A 17,046-nucleotide genomic window follows, 5' to 3' on the forward strand; every position below is an offset into this window, starting at 1 on the left:
TCCCATGTTCCTCGCGCTGGACACCTCGACGTTGACCTTGTCGCTGGCCCTGGTGGAGCGCGCGCCGGATGGCGCGCCGCGCACGCTGGAGCACGTGGTGGTGGGCCCGCCGCGCAAGCAGAGCGAGCTGCTGCCCGGCATCGTCGGGGAGCTGCTGGCGCGGCACGGCGCCACGCTGCCGGGCCTGGAGGGGCTGGTGGTGGGGCTGGGGCCGGGCTCCTTCACGGGGCTGCGCATCGGCCTGGCGACGGCGAAGTCGCTGGCGTACGCGGCGAAGCTGAAGGTGGCCGGGGCCTCGTCGCTGGCGGCGGTGGCGCTGGAGGGGCCCGAGGACGTGCCGCTGTACTGCCTGGCGGTGGCGCGCAAGGACGACCTGTACCTGGGGGCCTACGTGCGCCGGGGCGGGGCGGTGGAGCCGCTGGCGCCGGAGACGGCCATGTCGCCCGCGGAGGTGGCCGCGAGGATGGCCGCCGAGCCCCGGGCCGTGGCGCTGGGGCCCGCGCTGGTGGACTACCGCGCTGCCCTGGAGTCGCACGGGGTGGCGCCGCACCGGCTGCTGGCGGCGCCGGCCTTCCCGTCCGCGGTGGCGCTGGCGCGGCTCGCGCGCTTCCCGGAGACGCAGACGCTGGAGGCGCTCTTCGCCATGGAGCCGCACTACGTGCGGGCCTCGGAGCCGGAGCGCAACCCGAAGTTCCCCCCGCTGCCCGGGCCGGCGCCCACGGCGCGGTTGAAGGAAGACTGAGCCGCCTCGTGGTGCTCGCGCTCCCGGCCTCCGGTGGCGTAAAGGACGCGCCATGAGAGACGACTTGACGATTGGCGTGGTGGGCGCGACGGGCGTGGTGGGCCGCGAGGTGCTCGCCGCGCTGTACGCGCAGGACGTGCCCGCCGAACAGGTGCGCGTCTTCGGCTCCGAGCGCTCCAAGGGCATGGAGGTGGAGTACGGCGAGGACTCGCTCGAGGTGGAGCACGCGACGCCGGACGCCTTCCGGGGCGTGAAGCTGGTGCTGCTGGCCACGCCCGCGGAGGCCTCTCGCACGCTGGCCGCGGCCGCGCAGGCGGCGGGCGCGTGGGTGGTGGACGCCAGCAACGCCTTCCGGGGGGACGGCAACGTCCCCATGGTGCTGCCGGGCTTCAACGCGGACGTGCTGGGCGCGGGCTTCACCTTCAAGGGGCGCATCGTGTGCCTGCCGGGCGCCGTCACCACGGCCGCGGTGCACGTGGTGGAGCCGCTGCGGAAGGCCTTTGGCGTGACGCGCGCGCAGGTGACGGCGCTGATGGCGGCGTCCAGCGCGGGGGTGCGCGGGGTGGCGGAGCTGGAGAAGCAGACGGCGGACCTGCTGTCGGGCCGCGAGCCGGAGCCGCACGCCTTCCCCCACCGCGTGGGCTTCAACCTGGTGCCCCAGGTGGGTGGCTTCATGGTGAACTCGCCGTGGACGGAGGAGGAGGGCGGCTGGACGCTGGAGGCGGCCCGGCTCTTCTCGTCCAAGGGGGACGTGCCCGTCATCGCCGGGACGGCGGTGCAGGTGCCCACCTTCTACGGCCACGGGCTCACCCTGAACGTGCAGCTCAAGAAGCCGGGCCCGGTGGAGCAGGTGCGCGCGGCCCTCAAGACGTCCGGGGCCTTGAAGGTGCTGGATGTGCCGGGCGAGCGCGTGTACCCCATGCCGATGCTCGTCACGTCGGACCCGGCGGTGCATGTGGGCCGGGTGCGCGCATTCCCACAGGCGCCGGAGTGGGTGACGCTCTTCGCCTCGGTGGACAACGCCAGCCGGGGCGCCGCCCTCAACCTGGTGGAGGCCGGATTCCGGCTGGCCGAGCGCCCCGCCTGACAATTTGGCAAAGCCCCCGGGGCCGTCCTGCCTGTTTGGCGCGGCGGGACGGCCCGCGCGGAGGGTTTTCCAGCGGACGGGAAGGCCTTTCCTGTGGCCTCCCGCTTGCTAGCCTGGGCGTACCCATGCGCCTCATTCTTGTTGGCCTCTTGCTCTTCGCGTCGACTGCCCTGGGGCAGAGCGTGACGTTCGCCGCCGCGGGCGACATCCTGCAGGGCGAAGATATCGTCGTCTCCCGGGAAGACTGTGACCTGGACCGTACCGTCAACTGGACGCGTACCGCCGGCAACTGCGACGTGCTCCATCTCTGGCTCTCGGACGATTCGAGCTGCTCAGGCGAGCCTGGGGAGGGCGACCTGTCGCTCGCTGAGATTGCGGTTTCGGACGCGCAACTGACGGGGGCGGTGACCTTCAACGCAGCCGAGGCGCTGGCGGCGGGCGGAGCGACCTGCGAGTCGCAGACGGCCTCCAAGACGTTCCGGCTCTGCGCGACCACCAAGCGCCTGGTGGTGGTGACGAATACATGCGACGACTCGTTCGTTTCGATTGGGACGCCCACCTACAAGCTCGTCTATGACCCGGAGCCGCCCGCGGTGCCGGAGGCGCCAACCGTCACGGGGCTGGATGCCGCGCTGAGTGTCTCCGTCAAGGTGCCGAGCGACGCGACCAGCATGGAAGTTCAGGTGCTTCAGCTCACCTCGGGCGAGGATGGTGGCTCGGGCACGGGCGAGGTGATTACGGCGAAGACGCAGGTCGCGGCGAACACGGTCTTCCGCATGGAGGGAGGACTCGAGAATGGCGTCGAGTATGCCGTTCGGGCGATCGCCATCGACAGGGCGGGCAATCAAAGCGAGCCTTCGGCCATCGCGACCGGGGCGCCCGTTGCGAGCAGCGGGTTCTATCAGGGGTACCTTGACGCTGGCGGCGCCGAGACGGGTGGCTGCGCCGCGGCGGGTGGTGGCATCACGGGGTGCGCGGTGCTGGCGTCCCTCGGAATCTGGCTGTCGTCGAGGAGGAAGCGGTCATGAGTCGGGCATCGGCCCTGGGGTTCGTGGCGCTGCTCGCTACGCTGCCCGCCTGGGGACAGGACACGGTAGTGGTGGAGGAGGAAGTCTCGCTGCGGTCGCCTCGCACGGGCGGCATCCAGTTCCGCATGGGCGGCTACAAGCCCCTCATCGACGAAGAGCCGGGGCTCAGCGGTACGCCGTACAAGGACTACTTCGGCGATGAGTCGCTGCTGACGTTCGAGGTGGAGCTCCAGCGCTACTTCTACCAGGGCGTGGGCACCGCGGGCGTGGGCTTCTCCGCCGGCTACGGCGAGAAGTACGGCTCGGCGAAGCTGGCCTCGGGAGTGGCCGCGGCGGAGCGCACGGCGCTGCGCTTGATTCCCCTGAGCTTCAACGCCTTCTACAAGTTCGACTACGCCGCCTTCGAGTGGGGCATCCCGCTGGTGCCCTACGGCAAGCTGGGGCTCATCTACACGCCCTGGTGGATCACCAAGGGCACGGGCACCGAGACGGCGGACGGCGGCCGGGGCTCGGGTGGCCGCTGGGGCTGGGGCGCGACGGGCGGCGTGGCCTTCCTCCTGGACGTGCTGGAGCCGCGCTTCGCGCGCGACTTCGACTCCGACATGGGGGTGAACCACAGCTACGTGTTCGCCGAGTACACCTATGCGGATGTGGACAACTTCGGCGGCCCGGGGCTGAACCTTTCGAACCGCCGCTGGATGTTCGGGTTGGCGCTGGACTACTAAGCGGCTCATGCCGCTCATTCCGCGCCGCCCCAGGTCTCTTGTCGCGCTCCTCTTGTTGACGGCCGCCGTGGGCCCCTGGGCCTCCGGCTGCCGCCGCGTGGTGCGGCCGGACCTGGGGCAGGACCGGACGGTGGAGGCGGGCGTGCCGGTGGACCTCGGCTCGCAGCGCGAGGACGCCACCGCCGTCACCTGGGACTTCGGTGATGGCAGCGACGCCCAGACGGCCCCGTGGGTGTCCCACGCCTTCTCCCGCACGGGCGCCTATACCGTGCGCGCCCTGCATGAGGGAGAAGAGGTCGGCCGCGTCCAGTTGACGGTGGTGCCCCGGCCGGTGCTGCGCGCGGTGCCCGCCAGCGCGCGCACCGTCATGTGGCTGCCCGAGCTGCGTGGCCACGTGGACCGGCTGATGGACTTCTACGCGCGGCTCGTGGGGCCGGAGAACGCGCGGCAGGCCGTGGAGGCCTCTCCGCTGCTGCCGCTGCTCTTCGCGGACCTGGAGGGCGACGCCGGGACGGTGGTGGACGCCGACGAGGGCTTCGGCTTCTTCCTGCTCCCGGACTTCGACGGAGTCGTGACGCTGCTGGGCATCACCGAGCCCGAGGCGGCGATGAGCGCCGTCGCGAGCGAGCTGGAGCGCGCGGGGCATGGCGTGATGCCGCGGCCGGACGGCTCCGTCACGGTGGAGCCCGCGGCGGGTGGGCCACCGATGCTCCTCTTCGAGGACCGCGGCTACCTCTACCTCGCCGTGCCGGAGGGCTTGGAGGAGCCCGAGGACGGTGAGCCCCGCCAGGCCCAGGTGCTGGCCATCCCCGACGCGGAGGTGGCGCGCCAGGCGGTGCGGGGCCTCACGGGGCCGGGACTCGCGGAGGACCCGCTGCTGACCGAGCTCCGCCCGAAGGTGGCGGACGGCAGCGTGTATCTCTTCTCCGCGCAGCAGCCCGGCGCGGCGGAGGACACCCACCCGATTCGAGGCTTCGCCGCGTCGCTGGCGGTGATGCCGGAGCGGGTGGACCTGGACGGCTTCCTGTCCTCCACGACGCCCCTGTTCCAGGGCGCCCGCGCGCCTGCGTCGGCGCTGCTGAAGGACGCGGAGCTGGGGCCCATCGCCGCGGCGCAGATTTCCGTGCCGCCCGAGGAGTTGGCGCGGCTGGTCTTCGGTGCGCCCGGCTCCGAGCGCCGCGAGCGGGTGGTGGCGTCCTGGCGTCGCGAGGGCCTGGACGTGGAGGCGCTGCTCCAGTCGCTGCGAGGGGACGTGGTGCTGCGCGCGTACTTCGACATCCCGGCCTTCTTCCGCAACTTCCTCCGCAACAAGCGGCCCGACCCCAAGGGGACCCTCGTGGTGGAGGCCGGCCTGACGGCGTCGGAGCCCGTCCGGGCGCTCGTGCAGAAGCACCTGGAGGACTCCCCGCTGCGCTACACGACGCAGCAGGAGCCGGACGGCACGCTGTTCCGGACGCGCATCCGGGAGCAGCCGGTGGAGCTGCGAATCCTGCCCGAGCGCGCCAGCCTGCTCGCGGGAGAGGTGCTGGACGGGCGTCCTCGCGGGGATGTGGGCGCCGAGCTGCGGGAGCGCTTCGGTGGCGAGGCCTTCAGCACCGGCCACGTGTCGCTGATGGTGGACCTGGGCCGGCTGCGCGCGGACCTGCGGACGGCGGAGAAGGTCCCCGGCGTGCCCAGCGCCTTGCTGGGCGCGACGAAGGCGCTCTCCGGGGCGCTGCTGGACAGGATTACGCCGCTGGACTCGGGCTTCCTCGACTTCGCCCCGGTGGAGGGCGGCGGCCGGCTCAAGGGGCGCCTGTCCCTGCGCGCGGAGCAGGAGGCCTCGCGTTGAGCGCCCCGCGCGTCACCGTCCTCTACTTCGCCGCCGCGCGCGAGCGCACCGGCCAGACGCGTGAGTCCCTGGAGGTGCCCGCGGGCGCGCAGGTGCGCGACGTGCTGCGGCAGCTGACCGAGCGGCACCCCGCGCTGGCGCCGCTCCTGCCGCACCTTCGCGTGGCCGTGAACCAGGCGTTCGTCGGGCCGGACGCCCCTGTGGGTGACGGGGCGGAGGTGGCGCTGATTCCCCCGGTGGCGGGCGGCGCGCCGGAGCGGTTCCGGGTGGTGGACCGGCCCCTGCGGCTGGAAGAGGTGGTGGAGGCCGTCAGCGGCGAGGCCTGCGGCGGGCTGGTGACGTTCAGCGGTTCCGTGCGCAACCAGACGAAGGGCCGGCGGGTGTTGCGCCTGGAGTACGAGGCCTACGCGCCCATGGCGGAGAAGAAGCTGGCGGAGATTGGCGCGGAGGCCGCGGCGAAGTTCCCCGGCGTGCGCCTGTCCATCATCCACCGCGTGGGCACGCTGGTGCCCGGGGAGCTGGCCGTCGTCATCGCCGCGGCGTCGCCTCACCGGAAGGAGGCGTTCGGCGGCTGTGAGTACGCCATCGAGCGGCTCAAGCAGGACGTCCCCATCTGGAAGAAGGAGTTCTTCGAGGATGGGGAGGTCTGGGTCGGCCTGGGGCCCTGAGCCGAGGGCTCCGCTCAGCGAACGCGCAGGAAGGCGGGAACCGTGACGTCGTCACCGGCGTCGCTCTTCGCCTCGCGCTCGGCGTCGGTGAGGGGCCGCATCGGCGTGTCCAGGCCCATGGCCTTGCGGCGCTCGGCCTCCTTTTCAGCCGCCAGCCTCATGGCGCGGACCTTGGACTCCTCCATGCGCTGAGGGGTGGGGCCCGCGATGAGGAAGCCCACCGGCAGGCTGAGGAAGAGCATGCTCACGACCACGAGCCAGCCGAAGTCCTTCCACCGGAGCCGGTTCACCTGCTCCTTCACGACGGAGCCCTGGAGGCGCAGGGAGAGCTGGCCCTCGGAGATGCGCAGCGTCATGCCCTCGGCGAGGTCGATGGTGGCGCGGCCCTCGTGCTGGCGCAGGTCCGTCGCAGGCACGGCGGCGTAGCTGTCGCCCTTGAGGGCGCGCTCGGCACGGGCGGCGGGGGGCAGGTGGATGCGCCAGCCCTGGGCGGTGCGCTCCGCGAGCAGGAACGGCTCTTCGGGCAGCGTGAAGCCATAGAGCGGCAGGGGGGCCGTCTCGTCCGGCGCCGCGTGGACGTTCGCTCGCTCCGGCCCGTAGCTCCACGCCTCGGACAGATTGTCGCCCCAGTACAGCTCACAGAAGAGTCCACCGCCTGCCTTGGTGTTCATCGCGGGGGGAAGCATAGGACCTTGCATGGCTCGCTGCTCCTTGAACGACCGGGAGACGTCGACCGAAAGACGGCCGACGCCCGGCTGGCTCCTGGACAGCCAGGGGGCATGGGAGGTTCCGTCCCCCGGGACATGGGCCTTCGCCGCTCCGTGAGGGGAGGGCCCTCACGGAGCGGGGAGGGGCGCGCGGACGGGCTAGGTGGCGCCAGCGTCCGTGGCGGGCGTGGGTTCCTGCTGGGCGCCTGGGCAGCTCCTGAGGCGCTGGAGGGCGGTCAACGTCACCAGGGCCATCAGCGTCGCGTATCCCACCAGGGGCCACGCCGTGTCGCCGTTCAGCACGACGACCATCAGCGTGCCCAGGAGGCCGACGATGAGGCTCTGGATGCAGAAGTAGAGCGCGACGGCCGTGCCCGCCACATCGCCAAAGGCCTGGAGTGCGCCATTCGCGGTGACGGAGACGGAGAACACGATGCCCGCGGCGATGAGCCACATGGGCGCGACGAAGGTCCAGAAGGACGGCGCCATCAGGAGCTGCCCCGCCGTCAGGAGCGCCGCGCCGAGCAGCAGCAGGCCCATGCCTCGGGTGAGGCTTCCCGCCAGCCCCCACTCCGCCACGAAGCGCTTCGCGAAGCGGGTCGTCAGAATCATCGCGAGCGCGGCGGTGGCGAAGGCGAGGCTGAACTCGAGCTCCGAGAGCCCCACCTGGCCGATGAGCACCCGGGGCGCGGTGGAGAAGAACACGAAGAACGAGCCCATGGCCGCGCTGAAGCCCAGGGTGTACGTCCAGAACGGGGCGCTGCTCAGGAGGTGCCGGAGCGCGGGCCTGCGTTGGAGCCCCTGGGGTGGGCGCGTTTCATGCCACCGGGGCAAGGCTTGCAGCAGCGCCGCCGCCGACAGGAGGCCGAGCGTGATGAAGATGGCTCGCCATCCGAAGCGTTGCATGAGCAGCGCCCCCGCGATGGGGCCGAGCGCCGGGACGAAGGCCAGCAGGGTGCTGAACAGGCTGTAGATGACGGCGCTCTCGGGGCGCTCCGCATAGACATCGCGGACCGTCGCGAACGTGGCGACGAGCGCCGCGGACGCTCCCATGGCCTGGAGGAGCCGGAGGCCCACGAACAGCGCGGCATCCGAGGTGAGCGCGAGCAGGAAGGACGTGACGGCGAACAGGAGGGCGCCGGTCAACAGCACGCGGCGCCGGCCGATACGGTCGGAGATGGGGCCGAACACCATCTGCCCGAGCCCGAGCACCGCCATGTACAGGCTCAGGGTGAGCTGGACGATGGCGGGGGAGGTGTCGAGGACGCCAGGCAGCGTCGGAACGGCAGGCAGGTAGATGTCCATGGCCAACGAGGCCAGGAGGTCGAAGGGCGCCATCAGCAACAGCGCTGCTGGCACGGAGTGATTCCACGACAGGGATTTTGAGTCAGGCACGATTGCATCCGCACAAATGAGGAACATCTGGCGGCGCTCTGCCTCTCCACGGGGACCGGGATGGGCTGGGGCAGATGGCCGCGGCAACGGTTGACGTGTCGCCGCGGCTCACTCATCTGCGGATTCGGCGCTTCCCATCTCGCTGGCTCCCGCAGGACAATCGCCCGCCGTGGCCAGACGGGACGTCGCCGTCGCGGGCCCCTGACGCGCGGCACGCGGGCTGTCAGGGCGAAGGCGCCACGGCACCCGCGGGCGAGGTGTTCGAGGTGGACGGCGGAGCCTCGGCGCTGGAAGGCGCCTGGGGCGAACCCGTGGGCGCCGCGCCGGTCGTGGTCCGCGGAGGCTGTGCCACCCCCGCATCCGGGGCCGGCGCTTCCTCCATGCCCAGCCGCGCCGGCAGCGCACGGCGAATCTCCGCGGTCGCCATCATGACCACCGCCACGGCGATGCCCAGGAACCCCACCGTCTGCGCCACCGTCTCCACGCGAGGTGGGACGCGCCGGCCGCTCGCCGCCTCGACAAGCAGCAGCAGCACGCGGCCTCCGTCCAGGCCGGGCACGGGCAGCAGCGTCAACAGCGCCAGCACCACGGACGCGGCCACCAGCGTCCGCAGCAGGGCGTCCGTCCCTGACGCCATCGCGTCCGCGGACTCCTGCCGCACCAGCGCGCCGGGACTCGCCGCGTCCGGGCTCTCCAGGTCGTCCAGCATCCGCTTCAGCAGCGCCACGCCCTCCGAGGCCACGTTCACGGTGTGCGTGAACGAATGGCTCAGCGCCTCACCCGCGCCATGCGCCTTGTAGACGTACTGCTGGCTCACCCCGATGCGGCCCGTGCCGCGCTCATCCGGCCGGGGCCGGACCACCACGGCGCGCCGCTCTCCGCCACGCTCCACCTCCAGCTCCAGGGGAGCGCCCGGCGCCGCGCCCACCTTCTCCACGAACTCCGACCAGCTCCGCGGCGGCTGTCCGGAGACCTGGACGATGCGGTCCCCGGGCAGCAGTTGCGCGCGCGCCGCCTCGGAGCCCGGCTGCACCGTCCCCACCGTCAGCGGCACCACCACGTGCGTGCCCGACGTGTACAGCGCGAACAGCACGCCCAACGCGAGCGCGTAGTTGGCCAGCGGCCCCGCCAGGATGATGAGGATGCGCAGCAGCGGCCCGCGCGAGGCGAAGCCCGCGGCCTCCTCCGTGTCCGCGCGGTGCGGGTTCATCCCCTGCAGGTGCGCCGTGGCGCCCAGGGGCACCGCCGCCACCACGTACTGCGTCCCCCACAGGCGGAAGGACACCAGCGGCGGGCCGAACCCGAACACGAAGCGGGGCACCCGCACGCCGAGCAGCCGCGCGGCGACGAGGTGCCCCAGCTCGTGGAAGGTCAGCAGGCCGCCCAGGGCGAGCAGGACGAGCGCGTAATGCATCCTCTCGCGCCGCTCCTACAGCTTCCGCCGCTGGCCGGTCCGCTTGTACGTCACGTAGTCGGACAGGATGGTGTCGTGGTCGAAGCACAAGTCCCGCGGCAGGGCGTCCAGCCGGAAGGCCCGGGCCTCGGCCGCGTCGTCAGCGCCCTTCGGCTCACCGTCGGCCGAGCCGATGTAGACGGTGGAGATGTTGTGCTGGCGCGGATCCCTCCGAGGGTCCGAGTACGTGAAGAACTGCTCCGACAGCTTCACGTGCAGTCCCGTCTCCTCCAGGACCTCGCGCACGGCGGCGGCGTCCAGCGGCTCGCCTTCGTCCACGAAGCCCCCCGGCAGCGCCCAGCCCACAGGCGGATTCGCGCGCCGGATGAGGACGATGCGTTCACCGGGCAGCTCGATGATGCAGTCCACGGTGGGCTTGGGGTTGCGGTATTCGGGCATGACCTCCAGTCTACCCGCTGCCGTCACGCTCGCACTTCCTAGATGCGGGCCCTGGGGTATGGTGCCCGCCGTGTCGACTCCGAGACGCCATCGCCTCGTCCTCCCTGGTCTGCTCCTGGCTTGCCTGGCGGGCTGCCTGCCCCGCGTCCAGGAGCCGGGTGACTACGTGTTCGAGCCCGTCGAGGTGCTCCGCGACGACTGCGGCCTGCTGGAGGCCAACCGCAATCAGCTCTACGGCACCCTTCAAATCAGCGGACGGGTCGTCCGCCTGGACTTCGGTTTCCTGGACAGCCACCTCGTGGGCTACTTCCTGGAGGACGGCGACCACTTCTCCATCGACGGGAGCGTGGTGAAGGCCGCCGCCGAGGTGAACGGCCAGGAGTGCCTCCTGGACCAGATCAACATCCACATCGACGGTACGACGCAGTGCGAAACGCAGTTCGACGGCGTGCTGCGGGTCCGCTACGACACGCGCCGCCCCGACGAGTGCGTCTGCGAGATGTGGCTCCGCTACGAGGCCGTCAAGGATTCGAAGCGCTGCGACACAGAAGGTTGAGCCCCGCGTCGCGCGTTCCTAGAACAGGGTGGCATTGTCCACGCTGGAGGAACGCATGGCGGATTCGAAGCATGAGATTCACTCGGTCCTGACGGAAGCACGCGTCTTTCCGCCTCCAGAGGCGTTCGCCCAGCGCGCGCACATCCGGAGCATGGCGCAGTACCAGCAGCTCTGGGACGAGGCCGCCAGGGACCCGGACAGGTACTGGGGCGAGCGGGCCCGCGAGGAGCTGTACTGGAAGGAGCCCTTCCAGACGGTGCTCGACTGGAAGCCGCCGCACGCGCGGTGGTTCGTCGAGGGCAAGACGAACCTGGCCTACAACTGCCTGGACCGGCACCTGGCCACCCGCGGGGACAAGCCCGCAATCCTCTTCGAGGGCGAGCCCGGTGACCGCCGCAGCGTCACGTTCGCTGAGCTGGCCGCCGAGGTGAACAAGCTGGCCAACGCGCTCAAGTCGCTGGGCGTGCGGAAGGGGGACCGCGTGGGCATCTACCTGCCCATGGTGCCCGAGGCCGCGGTGGCCATGCTGGCGTGCGCGCGCATCGGCGCGGTGCACTCCGTGGTGTTCGGCGGCTTCTCCGCGGAGGCGCTCCAGGAGCGCATGAACGACGCGGGCGCCAAGGTGCTGCTCACCGCGGACGGCGGCTGGCGCAAGGGCGCGGTGGTGCCGCTCTTGAAGAACGTGGAGGCCGCGCTGCCCCACATGGCCTCCATGGAGAAGGTGGTGGTGCTCCGCCGCACGGGCGACGCGCTGGCGCTGTCCGGCCCCAAGCTGGTGGCGTGGGACACGCTGGTGAACGGCCAGTCCGCGGAGTGTGCGCCGGAGTGGGTGGAGAGCGAGCACCCGCTGTTCATCCTCTACACGTCGGGCTCCACCGGGAAGCCCAAGGGCGTGCTGCACACCACGGGCGGCTACGCGGTGGGCGCGTCGCTCACCACGCGCTGGGTGTTCGACCTGCGCGACGACGACGTCTACTGGTGCACCGCCGACGTGGGCTGGGTGACGGGGCACACGTACGTCGTCTACGGCCCGCTGATGAACGGCGTCACCACCGTCCTCTACGAGGGCGCGCCCACTCAGCCGGGGCCGGACCGCTTCTGGGACATCATCGAGCGGTACAAGGCCACCATCCTCTACACCGCGCCCACCGCCATCCGCGCCTTCATGCGCCTGGGCGAGGAGCCCGTGCGCAAGCATGATTTGTCCTCGCTGCGCCTGCTGGGCAGCGTGGGCGAGCCCATCAACCCCGAGGCGTGGATGTGGTACCGCGACGTCATCGGCGGCGGCCGCTGCCCCGTGGTGGACACCTGGTGGCAGACGGAGACGGGCGGCATCATGGTGTCGCCGCTGCCGGGGGCCACGCCGACGAAGCCCGGCTCGGCCACGCTGCCGCTGCCCGGCATCCACGCGGAGATTCTGGACCGCGAGGGCAACAAGGTGCCGCGAGGGCAGGGCGGACTGCTCTTCGTCACGCGCCCCTGGCCCTCCATGCTGCGCACCGTGTACGGCGACCCGGACCGCTACGTGCGCACCTACTTCAACGAACTGCCCGGCATGTACTTCACCGGCGACGGCGCCCGCACCGACGCGGACGGCTACCTCTGGCTGATGGGCCGCGTGGATGACGTGGTCAACGTCGCCGGCCACCGCCTGGGCACCGCCGAGGTGGAGAGCGCGCTGGTGTCCCATGAAACCGTCGCCGAGGCCGCCGTGGTGGGCCGGCCGGATGACTTGAAGGGCACCGCGCTGGTGGCCTTCGTCACCTTGAAGCAGGGCAACACGCCGTCCGACGCGCTGAAGAAGACGCTGGCCTCCCACGTGGGCCGCGAGATTGGCGCCATCGCCCGGCCGGATGAAATCCGCTTCGCGGAGGCCCTGCCGAAGACGCGCTCGGGGAAGATCATGCGCCGGCTGCTGCGCGACGTGGCCGCGGGCAAGCAGGCCTCCGGGGACACCACCACCCTGGAAGACCTCAACGTCCTGGCGGCCCTGCGGCAGAACGACGACTGACGGACACTCGCTCGTACCTCAGGGCAGGGGCCGCCGAAAATGGCCGCTGTCCTGGGGTGAAAGAGCTGGATTCATTGCTTTCGCCTCACGGAAAACGAGGCTGTCTGGTTGCCTTGCGCCTGTTTCAGCCTACGCCGCACATCCGGTTGAATCGCAACAAACGAATACAGCAGAGCCGTCAGAGTAGGCGGGTTGACACTGAAAAGATGCAGAGGCATTAAATGCGCCGCTCGCTCCCCTCCCCGAGCGCCGCGCCTCTCGTTGACAGCGCGACCTTCCCCCCCTGGACGTGCTCCATGGATTTCCGAGCTCAACTCGACTCGCCGCTCTTCACCCACTTCATCTCCCATTACTCGCAGCCGACGGGGCCTGACCTGCTGGGTCGGACGGAGCCCTTCTTCGAGTGGCAGGAGTCGCGGCGGCAGACGGGGCTGTGGCCGTACTCGCGGAGCCTGGAGGCGGCACCGAAGCCGGAGTGTGGTGTCCGCAGCGAGACGGGGGCGGCGCGCCAGGGGCTCAACTTCGGCTCGCAGGACTACCTGTCCCTGTCCACGCACCCGGCGGTGGTGGAGGCCGCGCAGCGGGCCATCCAGGAGTATGGGTTGCACAGCGCGGGCTCGGCGATGCTGGGGGGCAACACGGCGCCGTCGCTGCTGTTGGAGAAGGCGCTCGCGGAGCACCTGCAGACGCCGCACGTGGCGCTGTTCTCCACCGGCTGGGGCGCGGGCTTCGGCGTCATCGCCGGGCTGGTGCGTCCGGATGACCACGTGGTGTTGGACGCGCTGTCGCATGCGTGCCTCCAGCAGGGCGCCGCCGCCGCGACGATGAACGTCAGCCGCGTGCCGCACCTCAACAACCGCGCCATGCGGCGCAAGCTCCAGGAGATTCGCGCCCGCGACACGAAGAACGCGGTGCTCGTCGTCACCGAGGGCCTGTTCTCCATGGACTCGGACGTGCCGCGAATCGAGGAGCTGCAGGCCATCTGCCGCGAGTACGGCGCGGCGCTGCTGGTGGACGTGGCGCATGACCTGGGCGCGCTGGGCCCCCGGGGCACGGGCAGCCTGGGCGTGCAGGGGCTGCTGGGGAAGGTGGACCTGGTGGTGGGCGCCTTCTCCAAGACGTTCGGCACGAATGGCGGCTTCGTGGCCACGCGCTCGCCGGCGGTGCGTCAGTTCATCCGCATCATGGGCGGGCCCCACATCTTCTCCAACGCGCTGCTGCCCATGCAGGCCGCGGTGGTGCTGGAGTCGCTGCGCATCGTCCGCTCGGAAGAGGGCGACGCGCTGCGCGCCAAGGCGCGGGAGAACATCCTGGCGCTGCGCGAGGCCTTCCAGGCGCGGGGCGTGAAGTGCCTGGGCGAGCCGTCCAACGTCGTCCCCGTCCAGGTGGGCGACGCGAAGGTGGCGCGGCTGGCCGCGAAGAAGGTGTTCGACCGCGGCATCTTCGCCAACCTGGTGGAGTACCCCGCCGTCCGCGTGCGCGAGACGCGCTTCCGCATGCAGGTGATGGCGGCCCACACGCTGGAGCAGGTGGAGCGGGCCGCCGCCGGGGTGTGCGACGCCATCGACGAGGCCCGCGCGGAGCTGGAGGTCCGTCCGGCCACCGCCCGGGTGGCGCGCCGCGACGAGCGCCCCCACGCGGAGCTGTAGCCGCGGATGAGCGCCCGCGGCCCGGCGCTCAGGTGTCGTCGAGGCTGGTGGCGCGCAGGTGGGTGACGTCCCCCCACGTCACCAGCCGAAATGTGCCCTCGTGGTAGTCGAACTGGTTCCACCCGGCGTTGAGCACGGAGAAGGTGCGCGGCGCCGCGGGCGGAATCCCCAGGCTGTGGCGGAACAGGAGGCTGAGCACGCCTCCGTGTGTCACCACCACCAGCCGCTCGCCGCGGTGGCGCGTGCCCAGCTCCTCCAGGCACTCCACCGCGTGGCGCAGCCGCTGGGCCGTGCTCTCTCCGCCGGGGACGACGTAGTCCGGCGCGCCCCCCGCGTACGCCGCGAAGACGTCCGGGTGCGTCTGGCGCGCCTCGTCCCGGGTGAGGCCCTCCAGGATGCCCAGGCCCCGCTCGCGCAGCCGCGCATCCGGCTGGACGGCGTGGCCCGTCAGCGCGGCGATGCGCTGCGCCGTCTGCCGGGCCCGCCCCAAGTCACTGCAATAGAGCGCGGAGAAGCGGACGGGCACCAGGCGCGCGGCCAGGGCGTCCGCCTGGCGCAGCCCGGCCTGACTCAGACGGCTGTCCTGGTGTCCCTGGAGGCGGCCCAGGGAGTTCCACTCCGTCTCTCCGTGGCGGAGCAGGATGAACTCGGTCGTCATGGCCCCGAGCGTCGCTTCGGGGCGGCGCCCGAGTCCAGCACTCAGCGCGTCCGCTCCAGGTGGGTGATGCCCTCCTCCAACAGCGCCGCCACCCCGCGCTTCACCACGTGCACCACCTTGCGGCTGTAGGCCGGCCCGCCGTTCGTGTAGTGGCCGCTGACCTTGTGGTGCAGCTCCGTGGCGCCCCACACCAGCACCAGGTCCGCCCAGTCCAGGTCGCTGCGGGCGCGGTCCGCCGTGCGGCGCTCCGTGCCGTCCACCATCCGCAGGTCAATCTGGTGGCCCAGCTTCGCCTCCAGCTCCTCGCGGACCGCCGGCGAGCCGCCCACCACCACCACGCGGCGCACGCCGTAGCGCTGGCACGTTTCGACGAAGGCCACCTCCGCGCGGCGGTTGGCCGAGCCGCCACACCGCGCGCAGTGCAGCCTCGGCTCGACGCGAATCGGCTCGCGCCCGCTGGCCTGCGCCACCTTGAGGCACGCGGCGTCCGCGCACACCGGGAAGAAGCGCTCGGCCACCACGTCCGCCGCCTTGAGCAGCTTGGGCTCGCTCATGCGCTGCTTGCCGGGGCGGGTGAGGCCCACCTCCTCCAGCACCGCGCGGGCGCGGGCCCTGGCCTCGGGCAGGGTGAGGCCGCGCGCGGCCATCCACTCGTCGATGTCCCGGTCGGCGCTCATGACTTCACCGCCGTTCGGGGCTCGGCCGCGGGGAACAGCTCCGCCTGCCGTGCGTCGGGTGATGGCGTGGTGGGCAGGCCCAGGGCCTCGCGCACCGGCGCGAAGCTGCGCCGGTGGATGGGCAGCACGCCCTTCTCCTTGAGCGCCTGCAGATGGTGCGGCGTGGGGTAGCCCTTGTGCGCGGCGAGCCCGTAGCCCGGGTACCGGGCATCCAGCTCCGTCATCCAGCGGTCCCGCGTCGTCTTCGCCAGGATGGAGGCCGCGGCGATGCTCAGGGACAGCGCGTCCCCCTTGATGATGCCCTGCTGCGGCACGGAGCACTCCGGCACCGTGCGCGCGTCCACCAGCAGGTGGTCCGGCTTCACCGCCAGCCCCTCCACCGCGCGGCGCATGGCCAGCAGCCCCGCGTGGTAGATGTTGATGCGGTCGATCTCCTCGACCTCCGCGCGGCCCACGGCCCAGGCCACCGCTTCTCGCTTGATGGCCACGGCCAGCGCCTCGCGCTTGTCGGCGTCCAGGATCTTCTTCGAGTCGTCCAGCCCCTTGAGCTTGAAGCCCTTGGGCAGCACGGCCGCGGCGGCGACCACCGGCCCCGCGAGCGGCGCCATGCCCGCCTCGTCCACGCCCGCGATGTGCGTGTGGCCCTGCGCCCACAGCTCCGTCTCGTAGCGGAGCAGGCGGCGCAGGCGCTGGCCCTCGGCGCGGTTCTTCTCCTGGCGCGAACGGATGCGCCGGGCGAGCGCCTGGGCTCCCGCGCGCGGGTCCGCGTCCAACGCCTCCAGCAGGCCGGCGGGGACGGGGTTCGCCTGGGTGACGTAGCGCGCGGTCAGCTCGGACAGCGCGCACTGGAGCAACTGTTCCACGGTGTCTGCGGACATGGCGGGCCCGGACCTACCTGGAACGTGTGCTCAGCGGGCTCCTCGCGCAGGTGACGCGCGCGCAGCGGCAACACGTCCCCGAGGCCCCGAGCATGGAGGAAGCCGACTGGGAGGCCTCCCGGGTCGCAGGGAGGGCCAGACGCGGGGAAGGCTGACGAGCGTCACGCATGCCAGCAGCCGTACTCCATGGGGAGGGTGGAGCACAACCTCCCTCGCGTCCATTCGATGGAATCCGGCGCGGGCTTACGGATTGAGCTGGAGTTGAAGGGTGGCCGGCTCTGGCTGGCAGTTGCAGGAATCACACAACCACTCCACCTGCTGGGGCGGAGACACCTTGGCGCCCGCCGTGGCCACCACCCGCACCGCGCTGGGCGCGAGCGATTCGTTGATGGCGGTGCTGATGCCCTGGTCATCCGTCACGCCGGTGATGCTCACGTTGGAGCTCACGTTGGTGCCGGTGACGGTGGCCCCGCGCACGCGCGCGCCGTCCGCGGACAGCACCTCCACCTTCAGCGACACCAGCTCCGCCTGGCAGTCGTCTCCCGCGCGCTCCATGCGGGGTGCCTGGTCACATGCCGCGAG

At 71.6% G+C, this 17,046-nt stretch carries 17 protein-coding genes; 9 read left to right on the plus strand and 8 right to left on the minus strand.

The window, feature by feature from the left end:
* The first annotated feature begins 4 nt into the window (after positions 1-4).
* From tsaB to moaD, 6 genes are all read left to right on the plus strand, one after another.
* Positions 5-742 carry a tRNA (adenosine(37)-N6)-threonylcarbamoyltransferase complex dimerization subunit type 1 TsaB gene (tsaB, locus tag MYMAC_RS12665; protein ID WP_095958271.1) on the plus strand — a complete coding sequence of 246 codons (738 nt, stop codon included), beginning with the start codon at positions 5-7 and terminating at the stop codon, positions 740-742.
* 52 nt (positions 743-794) lie between these two features.
* Positions 795-1,829 (plus strand): aspartate-semialdehyde dehydrogenase, encoded by a 1,035-nt coding sequence (locus tag MYMAC_RS12670; RefSeq protein ID WP_095958272.1) that lies wholly within the window; start codon positions 795-797, stop codon positions 1,827-1,829.
* A gap of 125 nt (positions 1,830-1,954) precedes the next feature.
* Positions 1,955-2,857, plus strand: coding sequence for an MXAN_2561 family MXYO-CTERM-anchored protein (locus MYMAC_RS12675; RefSeq protein ID WP_013939135.1), 903 nt, complete (start codon positions 1,955-1,957; stop codon positions 2,855-2,857).
* Complete coding sequence (locus MYMAC_RS12680; protein ID WP_013939136.1) at positions 2,854-3,582, plus strand: MXAN_2562 family outer membrane beta-barrel protein; 729 nt, start codon at positions 2,854-2,856, stop codon at positions 3,580-3,582. The genes MYMAC_RS12675 and MYMAC_RS12680 overlap by 4 nt, the downstream gene beginning before the upstream one ends.
* Before the next feature lie 7 nt (positions 3,583-3,589).
* Entirely contained in the window at positions 3,590-5,413 is a 1,824-nt protein-coding gene (locus tag MYMAC_RS12685) for a PKD domain-containing protein (RefSeq protein ID WP_013939137.1), read from the plus strand.
* Complete coding sequence (gene moaD / locus MYMAC_RS38360) at positions 5,410-6,081, plus strand: molybdopterin converting factor subunit 1 (RefSeq protein ID WP_095958273.1); 672 nt, start codon at positions 5,410-5,412, stop codon at positions 6,079-6,081. Before MYMAC_RS12685 ends, moaD begins: the two co-directional genes overlap by 4 nt.
* Positions 6,082-6,095: 14 nt before the next feature.
* On the opposite strand, the gene MYMAC_RS12695 is transcribed toward moaD, so the two are convergent.
* The 4 genes from MYMAC_RS12695 to MYMAC_RS12710 form a co-directional block, all read right to left on the minus strand.
* Complete coding sequence (locus tag MYMAC_RS12695) at positions 6,096-6,779, minus strand: hypothetical protein (protein ID WP_239989510.1); 684 nt, start codon at positions 6,777-6,779, stop codon at positions 6,096-6,098.
* 168 nt (positions 6,780-6,947) lie between these two features.
* On the minus strand, positions 6,948-8,210 hold the full coding sequence (cml, locus tag MYMAC_RS12700; RefSeq protein WP_095958275.1) for a CmlA/FloR family chloramphenicol efflux MFS transporter: 1,263 nt from the start codon (positions 8,208-8,210) through the stop codon (positions 6,948-6,950).
* Positions 8,211-8,406: 196 nt separating this feature from the next.
* The gene (locus tag MYMAC_RS12705) at positions 8,407-9,597 is read right to left on the minus strand and encodes a M50 family metallopeptidase (RefSeq protein WP_095958276.1); all 1,191 of its coding nucleotides are present in this window, start codon (positions 9,595-9,597) and stop codon (positions 8,407-8,409) included.
* 15 nt (positions 9,598-9,612) lie between these two features.
* Positions 9,613-10,035 carry an NUDIX domain-containing protein gene (locus MYMAC_RS12710; protein ID WP_095958277.1) on the minus strand — a complete coding sequence of 141 codons (423 nt, stop codon included), beginning with the start codon at positions 10,033-10,035 and terminating at the stop codon, positions 9,613-9,615.
* A gap of 61 nt (positions 10,036-10,096) precedes the next feature.
* Between MYMAC_RS12710 and MYMAC_RS12715 the strand changes: the two genes are divergently transcribed.
* The 3 genes from MYMAC_RS12715 to MYMAC_RS12725 all read left to right on the plus strand — a co-directional run bounded on the left by MYMAC_RS12715 (position 10,097) and on the right by MYMAC_RS12725 (position 14,251).
* The gene (locus tag MYMAC_RS12715) at positions 10,097-10,591 is read left to right on the plus strand and encodes a hypothetical protein (protein WP_043713034.1); all 495 of its coding nucleotides are present in this window, start codon (positions 10,097-10,099) and stop codon (positions 10,589-10,591) included.
* Positions 10,592-10,646: 55 nt separating this feature from the next.
* Positions 10,647-12,602 (plus strand): acetate--CoA ligase, encoded by a 1,956-nt coding sequence (gene acs, locus MYMAC_RS12720; RefSeq protein ID WP_193364401.1) that lies wholly within the window; start codon positions 10,647-10,649, stop codon positions 12,600-12,602.
* Positions 12,603-12,898: 296 nt separating this feature from the next.
* The gene (locus tag MYMAC_RS12725; RefSeq protein ID WP_013939145.1) at positions 12,899-14,251 is read left to right on the plus strand and encodes an aminotransferase class I/II-fold pyridoxal phosphate-dependent enzyme; all 1,353 of its coding nucleotides are present in this window, start codon (positions 12,899-12,901) and stop codon (positions 14,249-14,251) included.
* Positions 14,252-14,279: 28 nt separating this feature from the next.
* Here MYMAC_RS12725 and MYMAC_RS12730 read toward each other — a convergent pair whose 3' ends face one another.
* The 4 genes from MYMAC_RS12730 to MYMAC_RS12745 all read right to left on the minus strand — a co-directional run bounded on the left by MYMAC_RS12730 (position 14,280) and on the right by MYMAC_RS12745 (position 17,019).
* On the minus strand, positions 14,280-14,909 hold the full coding sequence (locus tag MYMAC_RS12730) for a histidine phosphatase family protein (RefSeq protein ID WP_095958278.1): 630 nt from the start codon (positions 14,907-14,909) through the stop codon (positions 14,280-14,282).
* A 41-nt stretch (positions 14,910-14,950) separates the two neighbouring features.
* The gene (locus tag MYMAC_RS12735) at positions 14,951-15,586 is read right to left on the minus strand and encodes a hypothetical protein (protein ID WP_095958279.1); all 636 of its coding nucleotides are present in this window, start codon (positions 15,584-15,586) and stop codon (positions 14,951-14,953) included.
* Entirely contained in the window at positions 15,583-16,464 is an 882-nt protein-coding gene (locus MYMAC_RS12740) for a ribonuclease HII (protein ID WP_095958280.1), read from the minus strand. Before MYMAC_RS12740 ends, MYMAC_RS12735 begins: the two co-directional genes overlap by 4 nt.
* Before the next feature lie 243 nt (positions 16,465-16,707).
* Positions 16,708-17,019, minus strand: coding sequence for a carboxypeptidase-like regulatory domain-containing protein (locus MYMAC_RS12745; RefSeq protein ID WP_013939150.1), 312 nt, complete (start codon positions 17,017-17,019; stop codon positions 16,708-16,710).
* Positions 17,020-17,046 lie beyond the last annotated feature (27 nt).

It is taken from the genome of Corallococcus macrosporus DSM 14697 (genome assembly GCF_002305895.1).
Lineage (GTDB): Bacteria > Myxococcota > Myxococcia > Myxococcales > Myxococcaceae > Myxococcus > Myxococcus macrosporus.

Bases quoted from the DNA above. Each gene is read 5' to 3' on its own strand.
- MYMAC_RS12735 (WP_095958279.1), bottom strand. From the start codon at position 15,586: ATGAGCGCCGACCGGGACATCGACGAGTGGATGGCCGCGCGCGGCCTC.
- MYMAC_RS12680 (WP_013939136.1), top strand. From the start codon at position 2,854: ATGAGTCGGGCATCGGCCCTGGGGTTCGTGGCGCTGCTCGCTACGCTG.
- MYMAC_RS12670 (WP_095958272.1), top strand. From the start codon at position 795: ATGAGAGACGACTTGACGATTGGCGTGGTGGGCGCGACGGGCGTGGTG.
- tsaB (WP_095958271.1), top strand. From the start codon at position 5: ATGTTCCTCGCGCTGGACACCTCGACGTTGACCTTGTCGCTGGCCCTG.
- MYMAC_RS12695 (WP_239989510.1), bottom strand. From the start codon at position 6,779: ATGCAAGGTCCTATGCTTCCCCCCGCGATGAACACCAAGGCAGGCGGT.
- MYMAC_RS12710 (WP_095958277.1), bottom strand. From the start codon at position 10,035: ATGCCCGAATACCGCAACCCCAAGCCCACCGTGGACTGCATCATCGAG.
- MYMAC_RS12685 (WP_013939137.1), top strand. From the start codon at position 3,590: ATGCCGCTCATTCCGCGCCGCCCCAGGTCTCTTGTCGCGCTCCTCTTG.
- MYMAC_RS12730 (WP_095958278.1), bottom strand. From the start codon at position 14,909: ATGACGACCGAGTTCATCCTGCTCCGCCACGGAGAGACGGAGTGGAAC.
- MYMAC_RS12745 (WP_013939150.1), bottom strand. From the start codon at position 17,019: ATGGAGCGCGCGGGAGACGACTGCCAGGCGGAGCTGGTGTCGCTGAAG.
- acs (WP_193364401.1), top strand. From the start codon at position 10,647: ATGGCGGATTCGAAGCATGAGATTCACTCGGTCCTGACGGAAGCACGC.
- cml (WP_095958275.1), bottom strand. From the start codon at position 8,210: ATGTTCCTCATTTGTGCGGATGCAATCGTGCCTGACTCAAAATCCCTG.
- MYMAC_RS12725 (WP_013939145.1), top strand. From the start codon at position 12,899: ATGGATTTCCGAGCTCAACTCGACTCGCCGCTCTTCACCCACTTCATC.
- MYMAC_RS12675 (WP_013939135.1), top strand. From the start codon at position 1,955: ATGCGCCTCATTCTTGTTGGCCTCTTGCTCTTCGCGTCGACTGCCCTG.
- MYMAC_RS12705 (WP_095958276.1), bottom strand. From the start codon at position 9,597: ATGCATTACGCGCTCGTCCTGCTCGCCCTGGGCGGCCTGCTGACCTTC.
- MYMAC_RS12740 (WP_095958280.1), bottom strand. From the start codon at position 16,464: ATGTCCGCAGACACCGTGGAACAGTTGCTCCAGTGCGCGCTGTCCGAG.